Annotated in this window: 19 protein-coding genes; 7 read left to right on the forward strand and 12 right to left on the reverse strand. The window is 72.7% G+C overall.

Annotation, left to right across the window (positions count from 1 at the left end; translation table 11 throughout):
- The first annotated feature begins 27 nt into the window (after positions 1-27).
- Positions 28-1,164 carry an acyl-CoA dehydrogenase family protein gene (locus tag KR546_RS01455; RefSeq protein ID WP_238442910.1) on the forward strand — a complete coding sequence of 379 codons (1,137 nt, stop codon included), beginning with the start codon at positions 28-30 and terminating at the stop codon, positions 1,162-1,164.
- Between the two features lie 17 nt (positions 1,165-1,181).
- Here the strand turns inward: KR546_RS01455 and KR546_RS01460 are convergent, their stop codons facing one another.
- The 5 genes from KR546_RS01460 to KR546_RS01480 form a co-directional block, all read right to left on the reverse strand.
- A complete protein-coding gene (locus KR546_RS01460; RefSeq protein WP_238442911.1) occupies positions 1,182-1,823 on the reverse strand; it encodes a nitroreductase family protein in 642 nt (213 codons plus the stop codon).
- 86 nt (positions 1,824-1,909) lie between these two features.
- On the reverse strand, positions 1,910-2,461 hold the full coding sequence (hpt, locus tag KR546_RS01465; protein WP_238442991.1) for a hypoxanthine phosphoribosyltransferase: 552 nt from the start codon (positions 2,459-2,461) through the stop codon (positions 1,910-1,912).
- Between the two features lie 212 nt (positions 2,462-2,673).
- The gene (tilS, locus tag KR546_RS01470) at positions 2,674-4,128 is read right to left on the reverse strand and encodes a tRNA lysidine(34) synthetase TilS (RefSeq protein WP_238442912.1); all 1,455 of its coding nucleotides are present in this window, start codon (positions 4,126-4,128) and stop codon (positions 2,674-2,676) included.
- 15 nt (positions 4,129-4,143) lie between these two features.
- On the reverse strand, positions 4,144-5,157 hold the full coding sequence (locus tag KR546_RS01475) for a zinc-dependent metalloprotease (RefSeq protein ID WP_238442913.1): 1,014 nt from the start codon (positions 5,155-5,157) through the stop codon (positions 4,144-4,146).
- A 63-nt stretch (positions 5,158-5,220) separates the two neighbouring features.
- The gene (locus KR546_RS01480; protein WP_238442914.1) at positions 5,221-5,538 is read right to left on the reverse strand and encodes a hypothetical protein; all 318 of its coding nucleotides are present in this window, start codon (positions 5,536-5,538) and stop codon (positions 5,221-5,223) included.
- 561 nt (positions 5,539-6,099) lie between these two features.
- On the opposite strand from KR546_RS01480, the gene KR546_RS01485 reads away from it, so the two are divergent.
- Both KR546_RS01485 and KR546_RS01490 read left to right on the forward strand, forming a co-directional pair.
- On the forward strand, positions 6,100-6,339 hold the full coding sequence (locus KR546_RS01485) for a helix-turn-helix domain-containing protein (RefSeq protein WP_238442915.1): 240 nt from the start codon (positions 6,100-6,102) through the stop codon (positions 6,337-6,339).
- 276 nt (positions 6,340-6,615) lie between these two features.
- Positions 6,616-7,098, forward strand: coding sequence for a Fur family transcriptional regulator (locus tag KR546_RS01490; RefSeq protein ID WP_238442916.1), 483 nt, complete (start codon positions 6,616-6,618; stop codon positions 7,096-7,098).
- A 37-nt stretch (positions 7,099-7,135) separates the two neighbouring features.
- Here KR546_RS01490 and KR546_RS01495 read toward each other — a convergent pair whose 3' ends face one another.
- Positions 7,136-7,987, reverse strand: coding sequence for a metal ABC transporter permease (locus KR546_RS01495; protein ID WP_238442917.1), 852 nt, complete (start codon positions 7,985-7,987; stop codon positions 7,136-7,138).
- 75 nt (positions 7,988-8,062) lie between these two features.
- The gene (locus KR546_RS01500) at positions 8,063-9,181 is read right to left on the reverse strand and encodes a metal ABC transporter substrate-binding protein (protein WP_238442918.1); all 1,119 of its coding nucleotides are present in this window, start codon (positions 9,179-9,181) and stop codon (positions 8,063-8,065) included.
- Between the two features lie 119 nt (positions 9,182-9,300).
- Between KR546_RS01500 and KR546_RS01505 the strand changes: the two genes are divergently transcribed.
- Complete coding sequence (locus tag KR546_RS01505; protein ID WP_238442919.1) at positions 9,301-10,122, forward strand: metal ABC transporter ATP-binding protein; 822 nt, start codon at positions 9,301-9,303, stop codon at positions 10,120-10,122.
- 28 nt (positions 10,123-10,150) lie between these two features.
- Here KR546_RS01505 and rarD read toward each other — a convergent pair whose 3' ends face one another.
- Positions 10,151-11,053 carry an EamA family transporter RarD gene (gene rarD, locus KR546_RS01510; protein ID WP_238442920.1) on the reverse strand — a complete coding sequence of 301 codons (903 nt, stop codon included), beginning with the start codon at positions 11,051-11,053 and terminating at the stop codon, positions 10,151-10,153.
- 15 nt (positions 11,054-11,068) lie between these two features.
- Entirely contained in the window at positions 11,069-13,138 is a 2,070-nt protein-coding gene (locus KR546_RS01515; RefSeq protein ID WP_238442921.1) for an RNB domain-containing ribonuclease, read from the reverse strand.
- Between the two features lie 120 nt (positions 13,139-13,258).
- Between KR546_RS01515 and KR546_RS01520 the strand changes: the two genes are divergently transcribed.
- Both KR546_RS01520 and KR546_RS01525 read left to right on the forward strand, forming a co-directional pair.
- The gene (locus KR546_RS01520) at positions 13,259-13,738 is read left to right on the forward strand and encodes a GNAT family N-acetyltransferase (protein WP_238442922.1); all 480 of its coding nucleotides are present in this window, start codon (positions 13,259-13,261) and stop codon (positions 13,736-13,738) included.
- Positions 13,738-15,303 (forward strand): GMC family oxidoreductase, encoded by a 1,566-nt coding sequence (locus KR546_RS01525; RefSeq protein WP_238442923.1) that lies wholly within the window; start codon positions 13,738-13,740, stop codon positions 15,301-15,303. Before KR546_RS01520 ends, KR546_RS01525 begins: the two co-directional genes overlap by 1 nt.
- A 127-nt stretch (positions 15,304-15,430) precedes the next feature.
- On the opposite strand, the gene KR546_RS01530 is transcribed toward KR546_RS01525, so the two are convergent.
- The 3 genes from KR546_RS01530 to KR546_RS01540 form a co-directional block, all read right to left on the reverse strand.
- The gene (locus tag KR546_RS01530; protein ID WP_238442924.1) at positions 15,431-15,943 is read right to left on the reverse strand and encodes a CarD family transcriptional regulator; all 513 of its coding nucleotides are present in this window, start codon (positions 15,941-15,943) and stop codon (positions 15,431-15,433) included.
- Positions 15,944-16,170: 227 nt separating this feature from the next.
- A complete protein-coding gene (locus tag KR546_RS01535) occupies positions 16,171-17,121 on the reverse strand; it encodes an acyl-ACP desaturase (protein ID WP_238442925.1) in 951 nt (316 codons plus the stop codon).
- Positions 17,122-17,248: 127 nt separating this feature from the next.
- Positions 17,249-17,494, reverse strand: a complete 246-nt coding sequence (locus KR546_RS01540) for a DUF3039 domain-containing protein (protein WP_338019066.1) — start codon at positions 17,492-17,494, stop codon at positions 17,249-17,251.
- A gap of 276 nt (positions 17,495-17,770) precedes the next feature.
- Between KR546_RS01540 and KR546_RS01545 the strand changes: the two genes are divergently transcribed.
- Positions 17,771-19,132 (forward strand): SAM-dependent methyltransferase, encoded by a 1,362-nt coding sequence (locus KR546_RS01545; RefSeq protein WP_238442927.1) that lies wholly within the window; start codon positions 17,771-17,773, stop codon positions 19,130-19,132.
- Positions 19,133-19,158: the final 26 nt, after the last annotated feature.

Below are 19,158 nucleotides of genomic sequence, written 5' to 3' on the forward strand. Positions count from 1 at the left end.
TCCCCCACGAGCCGGACGGATCCGACCATGGACGTGCCACGCCTGCTGCCCGACGACGAGGCCCAGGCCCTGCTCGACCTGGTCACCACGATCGGCGAGCGCGAGCTGCGCCCCCGGGCGGCCACCGACGAGGCCGCCGGGTCGTTCCCCCGCGACGTCGTCGCGATGCTGGGTGCCAGTGGGCTGCTCGGGCTGCCGTACCCGGTCGAGGTGGGCGGGGGTGGCCAGCCCTACGAGGTCTACCTGCAGGCCCTGGAAGAGCTCGCACGGGCCTGGGCCACACCAGCCCTGGCCACCAGCGTGCACGTCCTGTCGTGCCACGCCCTGGCGGGGTACGGCACGCCCGAGCAGCAGGAGCGCTTGCTGGGTCCGCTGCTGGCCGGCGACCGGCTCGGCGCCTACGCCCTGTCCGAGCCCCAGGCCGGGTCCGACGTCGCGGCCATGACCACCCGCGCACGACGCGACGGTGACGAGTGGATCCTGGACGGAACCAAGGCCTGGATCACCCACGGCGGCCACGCCGACTCGTACACGACCTTCGCCCGGACCTCCGAGGACCGCACCCGTGGGATCTCGTGCTTCGTGGTGCCCGGCAACAGCCCCGGCCTGTCGTTCGGGGCGCCGGAGTCCAAGATGGGCCTGACCGCGTCGCCGACGACGACCGTCAACTACGACGGCGTGCGGATCCCGGCCGACAACCTCGTCGGCGAGGTCGGCCAGGGCATGGCCATCGCGCTGGACGCCCTGGACTCCGGACGGCTCGGGATCGCGGCGATCGCGACCGGGGTGTCCCAGGCTGCCCTGGACGCCGCGGTGGACTACGCCCACGAGCGTGAGCAGTTCGGCAAGCCGATCATCCGCCACCAGGGACTGGCCTTCCTGCTGGCCGACATGGCCACCCGGGTCGGACAGTCCCGGGCCACGGTCCTCGACGCCGCCCGACGACGCGACGCGGGCCAGGACGTGTCGCGCGCCGCGTCGATCGCCAAGCTCACCGCCACCGACAACGCCATGGCCGTCACGACCGACGCGGTCCAGGTCTTCGGTGGCTACGGCTACACCCGGGAGTTCCCCGTCGAGCGCTACATGCGCGAGGTCAAGGTCATGCAGATCTTCGAGGGCACCAACCAGATCCAGCGCCTGGTCATCTCCCGCACCCTCTGACGCGGACCGGGGTCGGCTCAGTCCGCGGGTCGGACCCAGCGTCGACCGAACCGGCCGTGGTGGGCGACGTCGTCGACCTCGCGACGCCGCCGGGTCCTCGCGCTGCCCATCCGGGTCTCGTCGGACGCGGGGTGGCCCATGCTGACCACCCCGACGAAGGACCGGTCGTCGGGGATGTCGAAGGCGGTGCGCACGGCGTCGTGGCGTGCCGGGGGGACACCGAACAGGCAGGCCCCGAGCTCCTCGTCGACCGCCGTCAGCAGGATCAGCAGGGCAGCCATCCCGGTGTCGACGTGCCAGTAGTCGACCGACCACCGGTCCTCGTCCCGGTCCTCCCAGCCCTTGTCCGACTCGGCGTAGCGGTCGAGGTAGGCCTGCTTGTTGCCCAGGCACAGCACCAGCACCGGTGCGTCGGTCATCCCCCGCAGCCACGTGTCCGCCTGGTCGCCGTCCCAGTCGGCGTCGGCGGCCGCGTCCCAGTAGCGGGCGCGGTCCTCCGGCGTGTCCAGCACCACGAAGTCCCAGCCCTGGCTGAAGCCCGCCGACGGTGCCCGGATCGCCCGGGCCAGGGCCCGCTCGACCTGGCCCCGGTCCACGGGCCGGTCCGGGTCGTAGTCACGCACCATCCGACGGCGGCGCACCACCTCGTCGAACTCCATGGGGCTCCCGTCGTCCGTCCCCTCGAGTCTGCCCTGCCACCGACGGACCTGCCGCACCGACCCGCGGCTCGCCGACAGGACGCCGCCTAGGAGTAGACCTCTGGGCGCAGCGTGCCGATGAAGTCCAGGTTGCGGTAGTGCTCGTCGTAGTCCAGGCCGTAGCCGACCACGAACACGTCGGGCACCTCGAAGCCGACGTAGCGCACCGGGATGTCGACCCGCCGGCGCGACGGCTTGGTGAGCAGCGTCATGACCTCGATCGACGCCGGGCCGCGCGAGCGCAGGTTTCCCAGCAGGTAGTCCAGCGTCAGCCCCGAGTCGATGATGTCCTCGACGATCAGGAGGTGGCGCCCCTCGATCTCGGTGTCGAGGTCCTTGAGGATGCGCACGACCCCCGACGACGTGGTGGCAGCGCCGTAGGACGACACCGCCATGAAGTCGACACTGGTGGGCATCCGGAGTCGTCGCGCCAGGTCCGACATCAGGACGTAGGCCCCCTTGAGGACGCCGACGATCAACAGGTCGTCGACGTCGGCGTAGTCCTCCTCGATCTGGCGGGCCAGCTCGTCGAGGCGGTCGCGGATGCGCGCCGCGGGGACCAGCACCTCCTCGATGTCCTCGGCGAAGGCGTCGGGCAGGGTGGCGAGGTCGTCGGAGCCTGCACCCTCGGCCGGCGCGGCCGGGACGGGGCGCGTGGACGGGTCGGTGACGTGGTCGGTCACGGGATCCTCGAGCGACGGGGTGTGGAACAGGATGGAGGAGGGGGGAGGGGGAACGGTTCGGCCGGGGCGTGGTCCGGCGCCACAGTGGCGAGACTAGGGCGCGGTGGCCGGACCGGGACGGCGGTCGCTCATCGCAGGCGCCGGATCGCGAGGTGCAGCTGGGGCACCGCGCGCCCGGTGCGCAGGGCGGGCTCGTCGGCGACGAGGCCGGGCACCCACAGCACCCGCTCCTCGGTCGCGACGACCGGCAGCAGGTCACGCGTGGGCCGGGGCACGCCCGCGTCGACGAACACGTCCTGGAGCTTGCGCGTGCCCGCCGCGGTCTGGACCCGGTCGCCGGGGCGCCGGGGGCGCACGACCAGCCGTGGCAGCCGCTCGCCGAGCCCACCCAGGACCACCTGGCACCGGTCCCGGCGACCACCGGGTGGCGCCAGGTCTTCGGGGATGCGCGCCGCCGGTGGCCGCCACGCCGACAGCAGGCCGAGCTGGGCACCACGCTCGGCCCCGGCCTCGCTGGTCGCCTCCAGCAGCCAGTCGGCGGACGGCCACGCGGTCCGGCCGTCAACGACCAGGTCGACGTGCGCCGGACGCGCCAGGTCCAGCGGCGCCACCGCGAGCCACCCCCCGGCCGCCACCGCCTCGGCGCCGGGCAGGTCGATCGCCCCCCGCCGCAGCATCCGGACCCGCTCGACCTCCGCGGCGGCGGGCGGAGCATCGTGGGGACGAGCGGCCACCACCAGTCGTCGGACCAGCCGCCGGGCCGCCGCCGGGGCCAGCTCGGCGAGGTCGTCCACCGGCACGGCGTGCACCGGACCCACCCGACGCACCAGCCGACCGACGAGCTCGTCGGTCAGCCCACCCATCCACTCCTCGTCGTCCCGCGCCAGGGCGGCCAGCCGCGCGAGGGCACCGACGACGTCGGGCCCGAGCGTGTCGAGGTCGGGCATCACCCGGTGGCGCAGGCGGTTGCGGGTCAGGGCGACATCGTCGTTGGTCGGATCGTGCGCGACCTCCAGGCCCTCCTCGTGCACGAAGGCGTGCACGTCCCGACGCCGCAGTCGCAGCAACGGCCGGCACCGACCGTCCGCGGCGGGGTCGATGCCGGCCAGGCCGGCGATCCCGGTGCCCCGCGCCATCCGCAGCAGCACCGTCTCGGCCTGGTCGTCGGCCGTGTGTCCGGTCAGGATCCACTTCGCCCGCGTGGCGCGGGCCGCCCGCTCGAGCGCCGCCCAGCGCTGGTGGCGCGCCGCGGCCTCGGGACCCTCGCCGGTCGGCTCGACGGTGACGTCGACCACCTCGAGGTCGGTGCCCAGGAAGCGGGCGGTCGTGGTGACCGCCGCGACGTCGGCCCGGTCGTCGCGCAGGCCGTGCCGGACGTGGACCAGGTGCAGGGCGAGATCTGGCCGGGCCTCGGCGACCAGGAACGCCAGGGCGGTGGAGTCGGGTCCGCCCGAGACGGCGACCACGACGGATGCGTCGCCCGGCACGTCGGTGAGCCCGTCACGCGTGGCGGCGACCAGCTGGTCGCGGGTGCGGCCCACGGGCAGCGCGCCCACCAGCTCGTCGCCGCTCCCCTGCCCCACGTCACGCCCCCATGGTCAGGCAGCCGTCCGGGCGAGCCAGGCGTCCGGGGTGTCCAGCTCGTCCGTCCGCGGGAGGTGCTCGGCGTCGGCGAACGCCCGGTTGAGCCCGTCGATCCCGGCGAGATCGATGACGCCACGGACGAACTCCTCGCCCTGGGCGTACTGGCGACGCTTCATGTCCATCCCGGCGACCGCCGTCAGGATCTTGCTGGTCAGGTCACCGCGCCGGGACTCCAGCGCCTCGCGAACGCCGTCGGGGTCCGCGACCACCGACTCGGCAGCCAGGGACATGGCGGCGTTGCCGTGCCCCTCGAGCAGGCTCATCAACCCCTGCGCGCGGTCGAGCAGCTCCTGCTGGGGCGGGGTCATGACGGCCGTGAGCACCGGCTGGACCGACCCGGTCCGGCGCGCCTCGCGGACGGCCTCGGGCAGCTCGGCGGCGACGCTCAGGATCCGGTCCGGGTCGAGCTCGGCCTCGGCCACGTACTCGTCCAGCAGGCCCCGGAGGTGCCCGCCGAGCCAGTCGGTGCCGTCGAACTGCAGCCGGTGGACGATCTCGTGGAGCACGACGCTGCGACGCAGGTCGTCGGCCTGGTCGCCGAACTCCGTCGCCAGGTCGAGCAGGTTGGGGCCCACGATCAGCAGCTGGCCCGATCCCTCGCCGGCCAGTGGCAGCACGAACTGGCCCAGCACCTTCGTGGACAGCAGTCCGAACAACGTGCCCAACTGGGTGCTGACAACCTTCGTGGCCGCGGTGGTGTCGCGCGACATGCGGGCGCCGAGACTGGCGACGACCGGGGTGACGGTCTGGAGGTTGGCCCGGATCCACCCCAGTCGGCCGACCACGCGACCCCGGGTCGGCGGCAGGCCCTCACCGAGCCGACTCCACTCACGTGCCGCCCGGTCGAGTTCGTCCCACTCGGCGTCGACCCGGACCCGCAGGTCGGCCGCCGCGACCGGGTCCGACACCTTTCCGGGCATCACGAAGCGGGCCGCGGACATCGCGGTCGACAGGTCGATCGTTGGCATCGCCGGGATCCTCGGGTCGGGCTCGCACACCGTAGGCCCCGGCACGAGGACGTGGTGCGGCGGTCAGCCCTCGGCAGGACGCCGACGGACGACCATCAGCCAGTACAGACCGCCCAGCAACGCGACGCCGCCCACCACCATGACCGTCAGGCCGACGGCGGCACCCCACAGGAAGTTTGGCTCGTAGTCCTCGGGGGCATTGGCGTTCTCGGGATCGTTCGCACCACCCGGCTCCAGCCCGATCGGCTCCTCGCCGGTCGCCTCGGTCGCGAGCTGGACCCGGTCGGCCGGCAGGTCGTCGGCCGCGGACACGCCCGCGGGCACGAGCACGGCCAGGCCCACGAACAGGGCCAGCAGGAGGGAGTGGAGCAGGCGACGCATGACGTCCTCGGCAGGCAGTCGTCAACAGAGGCGATGCAGAGACTAGCCGGGACGCACCTGCGACGGGCACGACGACGGGTCCCCACCGAGCGCAGCAGCGGGGTCGACCCTGCCCCGGGGCGTGCATTCCCGATGCAACCTCCGTGCCTGCCGTGCATTCAGCGCACACTGACGGTCACTGGTTGCAGGACGAACATCGTGGGCTGAACGGGGGCTTTCCGGCCGGCGTACGGAGGACCACGTCGACCTCCTCGCCCGGCGACCCGGACAGGGCCTAGGATGCCACCACGTGGCGCAAGGGCCCGGGTTCGGGGCCAGCCACGCGCTCGGCAGCACGACGGCACGCGACATCACGATGACATGGAACACCATGGACATTCGTCAGTTGCCGTCAGTGCATCCGAGGCCTACACTGACAACGCGTCAGTGTCGCTGGGATCACTGCTCGAACAACGGGGGCGGAGTCCCTGCGACGACCGACGACGTGGCCCTTGCTCACGGGGGTGGGACTCAGGAACCAGGGGGCCACGCACTCATGACGACCAAACCAGGGAGCACACCATGTCCGACGACATCGAGTGGCTCAGCACCAAGGAGGCCGCGAGCCGCCTGGGGTTGACCACACGAACCGTCTACCGCCTGATCGACGACGGCCAGATCCCCGCCTACAAGTTCGGGCGGGTCATCCGCCTGCAGGCGCGGGAGGTCGACAACTTCATCAACGGCGCGCGGATCCAGCCAGGGGACCTCGAGCACCTCTATCCGACGACGGCAGGCAACGCCGCCGACGGGGAGGGCTGACCGGGCTGCGGGACCACCAGGCCCACGTCACCCCCGAGCGCGCAACACCGCCTTCGTCCCTGAGACCGGGGGCGCCCTCGCCGCCTCGGACCATCTTCATCCTCTCGACGACCCGACCGCGTACGCCGTCGGGTCGTCGTGCGCTCGGGACGCTCCCCGGTCCCGGAGGGCGGATCGTGGGCCGGCGGTATCGTGGGCCGTGCCCGCTGGATCGCCCGCTGGATCGCCCCCTGGATCGCCCCGACCATCCGCTCCCGACCGCCGGACCCACACGACATGGCAGCGTCCGAACTCGACCTCGAGGAGCCTGCCGAGGTCGACCACATCCACGACGTCGCCGCCGCGCGTCTCCGCGGGACGCGACAGCGCTACACCAGTGGTCGACGAGCACTGGTCCGCCAGCTGCACGACCTCCACGGGCCGGCCACGATCAGCGAGCTCCAGGACGGTGGCAGCGATTCGTCGACCTCGTCGCTGTACCGCAACCTGGCGATCCTCGAGCAGTGCGGCGTGGTGCACCGGGTCGTCGCCGTCGACGACACGACCCGCTACGAGCTGTCGGAGGAACTCTCCGGGCACCATCACCACCTCGTCTGTCGCAACTGTGGTCGCGTCGCGGACCTGACCCTGTCCGACGACGTCGAGCTGGCCCTGGCCCGCGCCGCCGACCAGGCCAGCCGGACCAGTGGGTTCCGCGTGGCCGCGCACAACCTCGAGATGGTCGGCACCTGCGAGGACTGCGATCCCGAGACCGCCTGACGACCCGGGGCGGACCCCAGCAGCACCCCCGGGTGGGTCAGCCGGAGGTCCGTGCGCGTGCCCGTTGCACCGGGAGGGCGATCTCCTTGCCCGCCAGGACGGCGAAGAAGAGCGCCACGCTGACCACGGCGATGGCCGGTGAGGCCGCGACACCCCAGTGGAACGACACCAGCAGCCCCGTGACCACCGCGAGCCCCCCGACGCCCATCCCCACGCCCATCAGTACGGGAACCCGCCTGGCCACCAGGGCCGCCGTGGCGGCCGGCGCGACCAGCAGGGCGAACACCAGCAGCGTGCCCACGGTGCGGAACGACGCCACCACGGCCACGCCGATCAGCACCAGCATCGCGAGATGGACCCGCGCCGGGTCCAGTCCCAGGGTGGCGGTCGTGTCCTCGCTGTAGGTCAGGGCGAGGAACGCGCGGTAGCCCACGATCGTCGCGATGCTCACGAAGACGGCTGCCACCAGGGTCACCATGATGTCGTCCCGCCCGACGGCAATGGCGTCGCCGAACAGGATGGTCGACAGGTCCGTGGCGTAGGCACCGCCCCGCGAGATGATCGCGACCCCCAGCGCGAGCATGCCAACGAACAACAGGCCGATCGCGGTGTCGCCCGACAGTCGCGTGCGGCGCCGGACAAGGTCGATGCCCGCCACCATCGCCGCACCGGAGACGACCGCACCCACCGTGGTGCTGGCTCCGACGAGCACCGCCACGGCGATGCCCGGCAGCACACCGTGGGCCATGGCGTCGCCCAGGAAGGACAACCCTCGCAGGACCACCCAGGTCCCCACCAGCGTGGTGGTCACGACGGTGAGCAGACCCGCGACCAGTGCTCGGATCATGAACGGGTTGGCCACGAACGGCTCGACGAGCGTCTCGAACACGTCACGACCTCCCGGTGCCGTCGGCCACGCTGTCCGGTCCGACCCACCCCGGGACCGTACTGGTGACGGTCGCGCTCACCCGCACGACCCGGACCAGCCCTCCACGAGGCCCTCGCCCACCGTTCGCATCATCTCGGCGTAGCCGGCATCGTCCGGCGGCGCCGTCAACGGCAGGGGCACCAACTCGATGCCCGCCTCGTCGGCGAACGCCTCCGCCTCGCCCGCGGTCGATCGTTCGTCCACGACCACGACGTGGACTCCTGCCTCGCGGACGGCGGCCACGCCCGTGGCGAAGTCACGCGCGGAGGGGTCGACGTCCGTCGAGGTGCCCGGGATGACCGTCACCGGGACGTCGACGTCGTACCGATCGGCGAGGTAGGCGAGCGAGTCGTGGTCCGCGGCCACGACGCGGCAGGACGCGGGCACGCCGTCGATCGTCGCCTCGAGCTCCTCGTCGAGTTCGTCCAGTTCCTCCGCCACGGTGTCGGCTCGCTCCTGCCACGGCCCCGGCTCCACCTCCTCGAGTGCGGTGGCCACCAGCCCGGGGACGAGGGCCATCCGTGACACGTCGAGCCAGACGTGCGGGTCGAGGGCACCATGCCCGTGGCCGTCGTCCTCCGCGTGCACCTCGGCCTCCTCGTCAGCGTGCTCGTCCTCGACATCCTCCTCGTCAGCGTGCTCGTCCTCGGTGGCTTCTTCGCCAGCGTGCTCGTCGTCGTGTTCGTCGTCGGCACGTGTGCTGCCGGCCTCGAGCGGGTCGAGCGACTCCCCGACCCGCAGCACCGGCACCCCCGACTCCTCGGCCTGGTCGATCGCGTCCGCGAAGGCTGCCTCGAGCCCCAGGCCGTTCACGACGAGCAGGTCCGTGTCCTGCAGTTCGGCCACCTGTCGCGCCGACAGCTGGAAGGCGTGCGGGTCCTGGCCCGGTTCGATCAGCACCGTCACCTCGCCGTCGCCTCCCGCGACCTGCCCGGCCAGGTCCCCCAGCACCGCTGTCGAGGCCGTCACCCGGATCCCGTCCGGGTCACCGGTGCCGGCGCCCGACTCCGCACCCAAGGTCGTGGCACATCCGGCGACCACGACGGCGGAGGCCAGCACGACCCAGAGCCCACGGCGAACGGGGCGTGGACGCTGGACGCTGCCGGACGACCGGCCGATCGAGGAGGACGACGGCGGGGCGGGGTGCTGGTCCATGGCGATTCCTGGGACGATCTGGCGCGCCCGGGGCCGGACGCACCATCACGCAACCTACCGAAAATAGGAACCATTCTCAAAACCATTCCGATCCTGCGCTCGACCGGTAGGATCAGGCCATGGCCACGCGCACCGCTCCCACCCCGCCCGACGACACCACCGGCGACGTCGCCGCCCGGGCCGTGGACCTGGCCGTGGACTACGGATCACGCCATGCGCTGGCAGCTGCGACCTTCAACATCCCGAGGGGTTCCCGCACGGCCGTCATCGGACCGAACGGGTCGGGCAAGACAACGCTGCTGCGGGTGCTGGGCAACCTCGTGCGGCCCAGCCGCGGCCAGGTCGACGTGCTCGGCGCACCCCAGGGCGACGCCCGCAGATCGGTCGCGCACGTCCTGCAGGCGACCCACATCAACCCCGGCCTTCCCCTGACGGTTCGCGAGGTCGTCACGATGGGGCGCTACCCCCACGTCGGCCTGGTCCGGCGGTTCCGGGACGAGGACCGCGACGCCGTCGACCGGGCGATGGAGCGGATGCAGGTCGCCGAACTCGCGGGCCGACAGGTCGTGGAGTTGTCCGGCGGACAGCGCCAGCGCGTGTCGGTGGCCCAGGGCCTGGCGCAGGAGGCCGACCTGCTGCTCCTGGACGAGCCGGTGACCGGCCTGGACGCACCGAGCCTGCAGCGCATCGAGGCGGTCGTGCAGGAGGAGGCCGACGCCGGCCGGACCGTGGTCATGACGACCCACGACATCGCCGAGGCCGCGCGCGCGGACCACGTCGTGCTGCTCGCGACCCGGCTTGTGGCGACGGGGGTCCCCGACGTGGTCCTGACCCAGGAGAACTTGGCTGCTGCCTACGGGGCGATGACGTTCACCACCGCCGACGGCACCGTGGTGATCGGCGACCCCCACGTCCACGGCGGGGTCCACACCCACGAGTGACGGTCGACCCGGTGCCATCGAGGCCGGGTCAGCCGATGGGTTGGGAGACTGCCCGCGTCCGCGGCCGACGGTGCCGTCCCTGGTCGACGAGGAACGTGGCCAGGGCGAGCCAGATGAGTGCGAAGCCCACGATCCGCCCGACACCGAACGCCTCGCCGAACACCACCACGCCGATCAGGAACTGCAGGGTCGGGGCCAGGTACTGGAGGAACCCGAGGGTCGACAGCGGCAGGCGGCGGGCGGCACCGGCGAACAGCAGCAGGGGGACCGCGGTCACCGGGCCGGCCAGCACGGCCAGGACGGCCAGCGACGGCTGGTCCGGGAGCAGCCCGTCCCCGGTCCCGACGAGCAGCCAGGCGAGGGCGGGCAGCACCATCAGCAAGGTCTCGATCGCCAGGCCCTCGAGGGCGGCGACCTGCACCGACGACTTGACCAGGCCATAGGCGGCGAACGTGGCGGCCAGCACCAGCGCGACCCAGGGCACTGTTCCCGTCAGGATCGCCAGCAGTCCGACCCCGACACCCGCGACGGCCACGGCGACCCACTGCAGCCTGCGCAGGTGTTCACGCCGGACCACCACGCCCAGGACCACGGTCAGCAACGGGTTGATGAAGTAGCCCAGGCTGGCGTCGACCACGTGGCCGTGGGTGGCGGCCCAGATGTAGACGTACCAGTTGGCCGAGATCAGCAGGGCCGCCACGGCGAGCAGCCGCCACTGCCGTGCGGGCAGGTGGGCGAGGTGTCGGAGCCGCCCGGTGAGCGCGAGCACCACGACGCAGAACAGCGCGCTCCACACGATCCGGTGGGCGAGGATCTCCCCCGCCGGCAGTTCCTCGAGCAACTTCCAGTACAGCGGCAGCAGGCCCCACAGCAGGTAGGCCGACACCCCGAAGGCCAGCCCGCGGTCGCTCCCCCGCCCGTCCTCGTCCACGACCGACGCCTCCGGCTAGGCCGGTCGGAAGTCCGGCCGGCCGAGCGCGTCGAGGCGGTCCAGCCGGACCGACAGGCGCTGGCCCAGCCGCACGCTGCCGTCGGACGTCTGGGTCCCGTCGGCACTCACCTGCAGGTTGCGGCGCTCGGCGTCCAGCCGGTTGGCCGGAACCAGTCCACTCACGCCCGCTTCCGGGATGCGGACCCGAGCGCCTGCCGGCGTCAACCCGGTCACGACTGCCGTGGCCGGCCACGACACCGCACCCCGCTCGAGCAGGACCGACCACAGGGCGTTGCGCTCCAACGCCTGCGCGTGGCCGGCCGCTCCCGCCCGCGCGTCCAGCCACCCGGCGAGGGCTGCCAGGCGGTCACGGTCGTAGGGGGCGGGCTCGTCGGCGAGCGCCGCGCGGACCTGGCGGTGGACCACCAGGTCGGTGTAGCGCCGGATCGGCGACGTGAACTGGGTGTAGGCCGCGGCGGCCAGGCCCTCGTGGCCGGACGGCTCCGCGGAGGTCCCCGCCCGGGCGACCGCACCCGCGGCGGCCGTGGCCAGCAGGTCGGCGTCGGGGATCCGGTCGGCGGCCCGCAGCTCGGCGACGGCCGACAGGACGTCCAGGGGCCGTGGTGGGTCCGGCAGCTCCACGCCCGCAGCACTCGCGGCGGTGGTGATGCGGTCGACCCGGTCCGGGTCGAACCCCAGGTGGCTGCGGAACAGCAGGTCGACGTCGTGCTCGACGGCCCACCCGGCCACCGCCTCGTTGGCGGCGACCATCAGGCGCTCGACGACCTGCTGTGCACGTGGGTGCGGGTCGGCCTCGATCGCACGGATCTTGCCGTCGACGATCGCGGCCTCGAGCCTGGCCGGTTCGAACAGCGAGTCGAGGCTGTCGCGGGCGTCACGTTCGACGCCCAGGCGTCGCGAGGCCTCGGCCAGTGCCGCGACGTTGGCCGCGACCATCTCGACATGCTCCTGGTCGGCGCCCGACGGACCGTGGGCCCCGACCAGCAGCTCACGCTGGTCGATGTCGTCCAGGAACGCGTCGACCGCGGCGTAGGACAGCCGGGCCGTGCTCCGGATCACGCTCAGGGACAGGGTCACGTCGTCGAGCTGGCCGTCCGGCCCGACCCGGCACGACACGGTCAACGCGCCGCGCTCCTCACCGGGCAGGAGGCTGACCAGGTCCTCGGACAGGGCCGGGTCGAGCATCGGCGCGTTGCCACCGACGGCCAGGTACGTGGTGGTGCCCATCGTGGCCGCGTAGCGGTCCGCGGGCGAGTCGATCCCGACGGCACCGGCCGGGTCGGCGATGTGCACGTACAGGTCGACGGGCGTCTCGGGGTCACCGTCCCACGCGGCCGACAGGGCGTCGTCGAGGTCACGGGACCGGTCGTCGTCGATGGTGACGACGACGGCGTCACGCCAGTCGAGCCCACCGAGCTCGCGACCGGGGACGGGTCCTTCGGCGGACAGGCCGGCAGCCATGCCGGGTCGACCCGAGGCGAGCTGGCCCTGGGCCCGCAGCGCGGTCCCGAGCGTCTCGGCCGGCGGGAGGCCGACCTCGGCCGGTCCCGGCTCGAGGACGTCGGGGGCCACGCCACCGTGCGCGATCGTGACGGCCCGGGCACGGATCGCCGCCGGGGCCTGGGTCGGCGTCGGGCCGCTGACCAGGCTGCGGGCGGTGGCCCGCCCGTCCTCGTCGGCGGCGACCATCACGACCACCTGCCGACCGTCACGATGGGCCAGCTGGTCGGCCAGTGTCGCGGCGACCGGGAGCCGCCCCGAGCCCAGGCGGGGGTCGGGGATGACGGTGGTCTCGCCGACGAAGGTCGCCACCGTCCCGACCAGGAACCGGCGTGGTCGGGACCGCAGGGTCATGGCAGTGACGTTGACCCGGTCCTGGTCGTCCAGCTCGATCGTGGCGACGACGCGGTCACCCGACAGCCACCCGCGGGCGAGGTCGGGCGGGACGAAGCCGGAGTCAGCCTCGACCGGGCCACTGGCGGGACCCTCCAGCCTGACGGGTGCGTCGAAGTCGACGAACCCGAAACCACGGGGATGGGGCGAGTACGCACCGTTGACCTGCACGACGAGACACCTGGAGAAGGAGACGGAGAACGAGCGCACACGGTACCCGCACCCCACGACCGCTCCGTCGTCGTCGAGCGGGCGTCCCCACCCGCCCCGAGCCGGTCTACCGTGGCCCGCATGACGACCTCCACCACGCCCGACGGTCTCGCCCTCCACGACGCCGCGCTGACCGACCTGCCCGTGCCCCGGGTGTACGAACTGCTCGCCCTGCGCGTCGACGTCTTCGTGGTCGAGCAGGCCTGCGCGTACCCCGAACTGGACGGACGCGACCTCGAGGACGGCGCCCGACACGTCTTCCTCGTGGAGCCCGACGGCGACCGGGTCGTCGCCGCGCTCCGCCGGCTCGACGACCGGGTGGACGATCACCCCGTGACCCGGGTCGGGCGCGTGGTGACCCACGCGGACCACCGCGGAGCCGGCCTGGCCGGCTGGCTCCTGGACCACGTGGTGGCGGGCGAGCAGCGAGCGATCGTCCTGGACGCCCAGGAGCACCTGGTCGACTTCTACGCCCGCAGCGGGTTCCGGGTCACCGGCCCCGGCTGGCTGGAGGACGGCATCCCCCACGTGCCGATGCGCCGCGACCCGGAGGACGCGTGATGCCCGACGTCATCGTGATCGGTGCCGGCTCGAGCGGCGCCGTCGTGGCCAGCCGCCTCAGCGAGGACCCCGACACGACGGTGTTGCTGCTGGAGGCCGGGGGCGAGGACCGATCGCTGGACACCCGGGTGCCCGCGGCCTTCACCAAGACCTTCAAGACCGACCTCGACTGGGACGTCACCACCGTCCCCCAGGAACGGCTCGGCGGGCGGGGCCTGTACTGGCCCCGTGGCCGGGTCGTGGGGGGCTCGTCCGCGATGAACGCGATGATGTGGGTCCGCGGCACGCCGGCCGACTACGACCGGTGGGCGGCGGCCGGCTGCGACGGCTGGGGCTACGAGGACCTGCTCGAACACTTCGTCGCCTCGGAGGACACCGAGCGGGGCGGCGGCCCCGAGGTCGGCGTCGGTGGGCCCCTGTCGATCCGCGAGCCGCGTGACCCCAACCCCGCGACGCTGGCCTTCGTCGACGCCTGCGTGGCGGCCGGCATCCCGCGCAACCACCACCCCAACGAGCGGGGCAACGACGGCGTGGCGCTGACCCAGGTCACCCAGCGGCGCGGCCTGCGTCACTCCGTCGCCACGGCCTACCTCGGCCCGGCGCGTCGGCGGGACAACCTGACCGTCGTGACCGGCGCCCACGTCGCGCGCGTGGTGGTCGAGGGCTCGCGCGCGGTGGCGGTGGACTGGACCGACGACGACGGCGTGGAGCACACCGCGACCGCCGGGCGCGAGGTCGTGGTGTCCGCCGGCGCGGTCAACACCCCCCAGGTCCTGATGTTGTCGGGGATCGGGCCGGCCGGGCACCTGCGTGACCACGGGATCGAGGTGGTCGTCGACCGACCGGCGGTGGGCGAGAACCTGTCGGACCACCTCGCCACGGCGATCGTGGTGCACACCGACCGGACCGACACGCTGGCCGGCGCCGAGACCACGGCCAACCTGCTCCGCCTGCTGGCGCGTCGGCGGGGCCCCCTGACGTCCAACGCCGCCGAGGCACACGCGTTCCTGCGGACCGTCGAGGGACGGGACCGTCCCGACGTCGAGCTGGTCTTCGCGATCGTGCCCTACATCGACCACGTCCTCGAACCGCCCACGTCGCACGGCTACACCCTCGGCGTGGTGCTGCTCGACCCGGAGTCCCGGGGGACGGTCCGGCTGCGGGACGGGGACCATCGGTCACCCGTGGTGGTGGACCCGAACTACCTCGCCACCGACACCGACGTGGCCACCCTGGTGCGGGGCCTGCGCCGGGCCCAGGAGGTGCTCCACACCCCGCCGCTGGCCGACCTGGTGACGACGCCGTGGTTGCCCGACCACTGGGTGGACGACGACGACGCGTGGCGTGCCCACCTGGCCCGCTGGTCCGAGACGCTCTACCACCCGGCCGGAACGGCACGGATGGGCAGCGACGACGACGCCGTGGTCGCGCCCGACCTGCGCGTGCGCGGGGTGGCGGGACTGCGCGTGGCCGACACGTCGATCATGCCGTCGTTGGTCAGCGGCCACACCCATGCCCCGGCCGTGATGATCGGCGAGAAGGCCGCGAGCCTGCTCCGCGCCTGAGCTTCCCAGCACCCCCCGCACACGACGCTGCCCCGGACCAGTGGTCCGGGGCAGTATCGAAGGTGTACGACGAAGAAGATCGCCCGTGGACGTTGCGAGCAACTCCATCGCGACCGGAGGTCGCGCGTCAGGCGGCCTCGAGGGCCACGCCGTCGAGCCGCTCGGCGACGGCCTGGACGGCGTCGTCGACGGTCCAGTCCATGGCGCCGACGAGCTCGCCGACGATCAGGTCGTGGACCCGGTCGGCCGAGCGACGCTCGGTGCTGGACAGGCCGCGATCACGGTCGCGGTACTCGAGGTCGCGGTAGACCCGCGCCATCTCGACCAGGTTGCCACTGTCGGCGGTCGAGTCGGTCCGCGCGACGCGAGAGCGCCACGAGGACGCCTTGGCGATGCGGGACGGCTTGCTGTCCGACAGCGCGTCGAGGGCAGCCTGGGCCTCGTCGGGCTCGGCGACCGTGCGCACGTGCTCGAGGATCTCGTCCTCGGGCAGGAGCACGCTCAGGGCCGCTCGCCCGGAGGGCGAGGCGTCCACGCGCAGTTCCACGTACGTCTGGACACGGTCGCCGACCTGGCGCTCCTGTGTCCCGACCACGTGGCAGATGCCGTGAAGAGGATGGACGTAGTGTTTCGCTGACATGTGAAGACTTTCCCGAACTCACCCCGATCAACGTAGGGTGCCCGGCGAATGTTCCCGGGAAACCACGCTGCGTGGCCGAACGACCGTGGACTGCGGCACAGGAGCGCCGAATCACCCGCTCGAACAACGTTCCAGCCGCCCTTGCCTGTCAGGCGCCGCTCGCGACGTGCGTTGGGCGCACGAAAAGTTGAGCTTGCAACCGCTTTGGCGCCGGGCCTGCACGGTGATCAGGCGTTGGCGGCCTCCCGGGCGGCACGACGCGCACGACGCTCGTGGCGCACGGCGCGCTTGTCCTCGAAGCGGGTGGCCTGGCCGTCCAGCTTGCCCAGGAAGTCGGCCAGCTCCCGACGTCGCTGCTCGGCGTGCTCGTCCAGGCCCTCCACGGCGAACACCCGCCACTTCCGCAGCAGTGGCCAGACCACGTCGTCGTGGTGCCCGCGCAGGTCGTAGATCCCGGCGTCGGCGATCACGGCGGAGTGACGACGGAAGTTGGGCATGCCGGCGCCGGGCATCTCGAAGCCGATGACCTCGTCGGCGATCGCCATCACGGTCGCGGAGGGGTCCAGCTCCATCGCGGCCGTGACCATGTCGCGGTAGAAGACCATGTGCAGGTTCTCGTCGGCCGCGATCCGCGCCATGATGCGGTCGGCGACCGGGTCGTCGGAGTAACGCCCCGTGTTGCGGTGGCTGATCCGGGTGGCCAGCTCCTGGAAGGCCACGTAGACCATCCCGTGGAGCGTGTCGCGGGCGTGGTGGTCGTAGCCCTCCTCGACGACCGCCATGCGACCGCGCTCGAGCGCCACCGGATCGTGGTTGCGGGTCACGACCAGGTAGTCACGCAGGACGATCGAGTGGCGTCCCTCCTCGGCCGTCCAGCGGTGCACCCAGTCCATCCACGCGGAGTCCTTCTTGCCGAACATCCCATGGATCTCGCGGTGGTAGCTGGGCAGGTTGTCCTCGGTGAGGAGGTTGACCTCCAGCGCGGTGCGGGCGACCCCGGTGAGGCTGGGCTGGTCGGGGGTCCAGGGCTCGCCACCCTCGAAGCCCTCGAAGTCCCGCCCCAGCGAGTACGGGACGTAGTCGTGCGGGAACCACTCCTCGGCGACGCCGAGGTGACGCTCGAGCAGTCGCTCGGCCTCGGGCTCGAGCTCGTGCAGCAGGTCGCGTTCGCTCACCATGGGCGCACTCCATCATCTGACGTCGGCATCAACTTACGGCATCGTAACCTACGACACCGGAACCGATCCGATCCCCCCGCTGTCCGAACGTCCCCCGCCAACGGGTCGCCGCCCGCGACCCGGACGCTCACGACTCGTCGTCGTCGGCTCCGAAGACCGCGTCGACGATCTCCTTGCAGGTCGGGCAGACCGGGTAGCGGTCGGGGTCCCGGCTGGGCACCCAGATCTTGCCGCACAGGGCGCGGACCGGGGTGCCCTCGACGTAGGAGCGGGCGGCCTCGGACTTGTCGACGTAGTGCGCGAAGCGGTCGTGGTCGCCGTCGTCGGGCACCGGTCGCGGGATCGTCCCGGTGTCCGGCTCGGCGGGCGCCACGCGCGGTTTCGTGGTGGGCTCGGTGGTGGGGGCGGACGAAGCGGTCGGAGCCATCTCGATCCCGGCGGACGACGACAGGCGTTCGGGTCCGATGGTAGGTGGGCGCGACACGGCGGCACACGTCCTCGAGGTCCCGGTGGACATCGCGGGCCCCGACACCAGGGCTTTCGGCCCGCCGCCGGGCGTGGCAGACTCGTGGAGTCGACGACTCGGCCGGGCGCGTGCCACCTCGACGACCAGCGGTCCGCACGTCCCCGCCGTGGAATCGGGGAAGCCATGCCGCACACCCACCACGCCACCCGGGCCACGCCTCACACCGACCTGCAGCGCACCCGGGAGCGCACGCTGGCCTTCGTCCGGGCCTTCCAACGACAGGCCGGGGTCACCATCCCGCTGCGCCTGTGGGACGGCACCGAGGTCGGCCACGGGGACTTCCGGCTGGTGCTCAACCACCCGTGGTCCCTGCGCGCACTCCTGGTCCCGGCGACCGACCTCAATGCCGGCGAGGCCTACCTCCGCGACGACGTCGACGTCACCGGGGACCTCGTCTCCGCACTCCACGCGATCGCTCGCCTGCGTGACGGGCTGGGGCTGCTCGACCGCGCCCGGATCGCACCCCGGCTCCTGGCGCTGCCGACCCCACCGGACGACGACGTCGGGGTGGTGCAGCGGGCGGCCATGGTCACCGGTCGCCGGCACTCCCGCGCGCGCGACCGCGACGTCGTCCGGTTCCACTACGACCTCGGCAACGACTTCTTCCGGTGCTTCCTCGACGAGGACCTGGTGTACTCGTGCGCCTACTTCGCGACCCCCGACACCAGCCTGGAGCTGGCCCAGCGTCGCAAGCTCGACACCGTGGTCCGCAAGCTCGACCTGCGACCCGGTGAGCGACTGCTGGACGTGGGCTGTGGCTGGGGCAGCCTGGTGATCCACGCCGCCCGCCACTTCGGCGTCCACGCGACCGGCGTGACCCTGTCGTCCGAGCAGGCACGGGCCGCCCTCGCGCGGGCCGAGGAGGCCGGCGTGGGCGACCGCGTGGAGATCCGCGTGGCCGACTACCGCGAGGTCGGTGGGTCCTTCGACGCGGTCGCCTCCGTCGGGATGGTCGAGCACGTGGGGTCTGACCAGCTCGCGGCCTACTTCCGGCACCTGTACGGCCTGCTGGCCGACGGCGGTCGCCTGCTCAACCACGGCATCACGACCGGCGGGCGCCGGGTCACCCGTGACATCGACGCGGCCGACGCCAGCTTCATCGGTCGCTACGTCTTCCCCGACGGTGGCCTGGTCCCGGCATCGCGCACGATCCACGAGGTGGAGGAGGCCGGCTTCGAACTGCTCGACGTCCAGCAACTCCGCCGGCACTACGCACTGACCCTGCGGGAATGGGTGCGACGGCTGGAGGCCAGCCACGACCGGGCGGTGGCCGCGGCCAGCGAGGTCGACTACCGGATCTGGCGCGCCTACATGGCGGGGTCGGTGGTCGGGTTCGACACCAACGACCTGGGCGTGGTCCAGGTGCTGGCCGGGCGCGGCGCGGACGTGCCGCTGGACCGCTCGTTCATGACGCCCCGGGTCGACCTGCTCGGCGAGACACGTCGTGGCGGCGGGGCCAGGGCGACCACGGACAGGCCCGGCTGACCCGAGACGAACGCCCGGCCGCTGGC

The sequence above is a fragment of the Salsipaludibacter albus genome (genome assembly GCF_019798055.1).
Taxonomy (GTDB): domain Bacteria; phylum Actinomycetota; class Nitriliruptoria; order Nitriliruptorales; family Nitriliruptoraceae; genus Salsipaludibacter; species Salsipaludibacter albus.

What these genes read in the sequence shown, in the direction of transcription:
- KR546_RS01480 (WP_238442914.1), bottom strand. Translation starts at nt 5,538, where the DNA reads ATGCGTCGCCTGCTCCACTCCCTCCTGCTGGCCCTGTTCGTGGGCCTG.
- KR546_RS01485 (WP_238442915.1), top strand. Translation starts at nt 6,100, where the DNA reads ATGTCCGACGACATCGAGTGGCTCAGCACCAAGGAGGCCGCGAGCCGC.
- KR546_RS01545 (WP_238442927.1), top strand. Translation starts at nt 17,771, where the DNA reads ATGCCGCACACCCACCACGCCACCCGGGCCACGCCTCACACCGACCTG.
- KR546_RS01535 (WP_238442925.1), bottom strand. Translation starts at nt 17,121, where the DNA reads ATGGTGAGCGAACGCGACCTGCTGCACGAGCTCGAGCCCGAGGCCGAG.
- KR546_RS01500 (WP_238442918.1), bottom strand. Translation starts at nt 9,181, where the DNA reads ATGGACCAGCACCCCGCCCCGCCGTCGTCCTCCTCGATCGGCCGGTCG.
- KR546_RS01530 (WP_238442924.1), bottom strand. Translation starts at nt 15,943, where the DNA reads ATGTCAGCGAAACACTACGTCCATCCTCTTCACGGCATCTGCCACGTG.
- KR546_RS01505 (WP_238442919.1), top strand. Translation starts at nt 9,301, where the DNA reads ATGGCCACGCGCACCGCTCCCACCCCGCCCGACGACACCACCGGCGAC.
- KR546_RS01475 (WP_238442913.1), bottom strand. Translation starts at nt 5,157, where the DNA reads ATGCCAACGATCGACCTGTCGACCGCGATGTCCGCGGCCCGCTTCGTG.
- KR546_RS01460 (WP_238442911.1), bottom strand. Translation starts at nt 1,823, where the DNA reads ATGGAGTTCGACGAGGTGGTGCGCCGCCGTCGGATGGTGCGTGACTAC.
- KR546_RS01520 (WP_238442922.1), top strand. Translation starts at nt 13,259, where the DNA reads ATGACGACCTCCACCACGCCCGACGGTCTCGCCCTCCACGACGCCGCG.
- KR546_RS01525 (WP_238442923.1), top strand. Translation starts at nt 13,738, where the DNA reads ATGCCCGACGTCATCGTGATCGGTGCCGGCTCGAGCGGCGCCGTCGTG.
- KR546_RS01455 (WP_238442910.1), top strand. Translation starts at nt 28, where the DNA reads ATGGACGTGCCACGCCTGCTGCCCGACGACGAGGCCCAGGCCCTGCTC.
- KR546_RS01490 (WP_238442916.1), top strand. Translation starts at nt 6,616, where the DNA reads ATGGCAGCGTCCGAACTCGACCTCGAGGAGCCTGCCGAGGTCGACCAC.